This window comes from Moorena sp. SIO3I6 (genome assembly GCF_010672095.1).
The window spans coordinates 1-2,512 of record NZ_JAAHHU010000657.1 but is presented as its reverse complement, the minus strand read 5'-3'; the positions used below and the strand labels follow the sequence as shown (position 1 = coordinate 2,512).

Here is a 2,512-nt window from a genome sequence, read left to right as displayed (position 1 = left end):
CGCTCACATCGCTAATAAGCAACTAATAACTATGTTCGCTAAGACCTTTACTCCATAGGGTTTGGCTAACTTAAAGAGTGTGTTTAAAGTCCCCTGTAAAGCTTTTTCCCAATTACCATCAACACGAGCTAATTCGTTGAGGAACAAGGCGAAGATATGTTCAGAATCGGTAGTGCCTTCAATTTTCTGATAGAGTGCATCTCTAATATGACTGCGGATCGGTTGGTATAAGGTGGGTCGGAAATTTTCGATGAAGCCATTGTGGGTGAAGAGGAAGTTGCGATCGCTAAAAGGTTGACAGTTACTCAAACTGGCGGCTTGTCCGGGGGTAGCACTGCGGATATAGGCTAAGAAACATTCAGATTCTATGTAACGACTGAGGTGAGGTAAATTAATATCGCTCCAGATCGGTAGGATGTTTTTGTAGATAAAGGGTTCTGTCTCTTTTTGGGAGTGATACCAACCAATTCCTACCCCATCAGCATTCACAGAGGTGGTTACGGTTTCTCGGGGTCTGTAACTTTGAATACAGAGAGAGTGTTCGGGTTCGTAGATGAGTTGATCCGGTTGAATAGCAGAACCGAGGTAAGCCAGTAATCGACACATATGTTGAAATACAAAAATTGGTATTGACTTTATTTTTTCCTACCAACCCCAGGTACCAGGTTCCCCTTTAAAAGGGCCAACAATATCACTGGTGATCCATCCTGCATAATAATCTCCGGCTTGGGGTTGCACCCCACATTCCGCAGGTGCGATCACATAATGTTGTATTTTTGAAGTATGAATGTTTCAGGATCACAAATCAAAGTACAAGATATCGACCACTTGGGCATAGTGGCAGGTATTGTTGATGAAATGGGGTTGGTTGAGGAGATTAACCAACTGCTCGGAACTCATCCCCAAGAAATAATTAGCGCAGGTCAAGTGGTCAAAGCAATGATTATCAACGGTAAGGGCTTTGTCAGCGCGCCACTCTATCTATTTTATAAGTTTTTTGAAGCGATGCAGCGCGGTCTTGGGGGTTTCCCCCACTCGCTATTGCATCAAGACAGGGATTGCAACGGAACATTTATTGGGAGAGGGAATAAAACCAGAACACTTGAATGATGACCGCTTGGGCAGAGTCGTAAGACTTACTATATGATGCTGGATTAACGGACATTTTCATCCGAGTTGCACTATCAGCAGCCGGTAAATTTGGAGTGAAGATGGACAGTTTCCACATGTATTCATGTTCATTTCACGTACATGGGGATTATGAGATAGATGCTGACGATGAAGCATCAGCCGAATCAGGATTAATTACAATTACATATGGTTATTAAGCGAGATCACCGACCAGATTTGAAACAATTTATCCTCGATTTGATGTGCAGTGGAGATGGAGATATACCCTTATATTTAAGAGTTGCAGATGGAAATGAAGTCGATGAGCGCCATGTTTGGAAAACTGATCGCTGACTTCCACAAACAATGGCAAATAGACGGTTTATTTGTGGCCGATGCAGCCCTTTACACTGAAGAAAATTTGCAGATGATGGTCTCCTTAAGATTGGTATCTCGACTTCCTGGTACCCTAACGGCTGCCAAAGAACTGTTAAAAAATATCAGTACTGATGCATTTGTACCAAGTACAATCCCAGGATATCGTATTGCCCCATGTTGTAATAATTATGGCGGTGTGCGACAAAGGTGGCACATGGATAGAAAGTCAAGCCCGTCAACAATCAGACTTAAAAAAACTGGAAAAACGTCTAGCCAAAAAATGTACTCAGGCACAATCGCAACTGCGAAAATTGTGTCAACAAAAATTTGCATGTGCCAAAGATGCACTCACAGCCACCAAACTACTTGAGAATCAGTTGCCATTTCATCAACTTGCAAATATTGAAGTTATTGAACATGCTCAATATCGAGGACGTGGTAGACCTCGCCAGGATTATAAACCTACCCTAAGCTACCAGATTCAAGCTGAAATTATACCCAAAGAAACGGCAATTACTATTGAAACAGAACGGGCTGGCCGGTTTATTATTGCCACCAATGTTCTTGATGCCTCCGATCGCGTAGCGTGGCCAAAGGCCTTACTTAGCGACGAAGAGGTTTTGCGTGAATATAAGTCACAACAATCTACAGAACGTGGTTTTCGGTTTCTCAAAGACCCATTGTTTTTTACTTCCACTGTGTTTCTCAATTCAAGCAAAAGAGTTGCGGCTTTAGCAAGCGATGCAGCGCGGTCTTGGGGAGGCAGTGCGGTCTTGGGGGTTCCCCCGGAGACGAAACCTTAGATAGGGTCGCCTTTATAGTTAGCAGGTTATGCAGAAAAGGGTTAAATATTTGTTAATAGCGATGCAGCTTCGGAACAGGGGGTTTCCCACACTCGCGCTTTGCATGGCTGACAAGGCGACCCTATCTTACGGTAACTATCGCCTTTGGCGACGCTTGGCCGTAGGCCACGCCAAAGGCGAACGCGAACAAACCATGAGCAACTGCCGTGGTTTCCCCCATA

Annotated in this window: 1 protein-coding gene and 1 pseudogene; one reads left to right on the top strand and one right to left on the bottom strand. The window is 43.9% G+C overall.

Features of this window, described 5'->3' with window-relative positions; genetic code table 11:
• Window positions 1-3: 3 nt before the first annotated feature.
• On the bottom strand, window positions 4-606 hold the full coding sequence (gene egtC / locus F6K49_RS40990; protein ID WP_293106752.1) for an ergothioneine biosynthesis protein EgtC: 603 nt from the start codon (window positions 604-606) through the stop codon (window positions 4-6).
• Between the two features lie 177 nt (window positions 607-783).
• Here egtC and F6K49_RS53880 point away from each other — a divergent pair.
• Window positions 784-2,222, top strand: a pseudogene (locus F6K49_RS53880) (IS1634 family transposase); the annotation flags it as partial.
• Window positions 2,223-2,512: the final 290 nt, after the last annotated feature.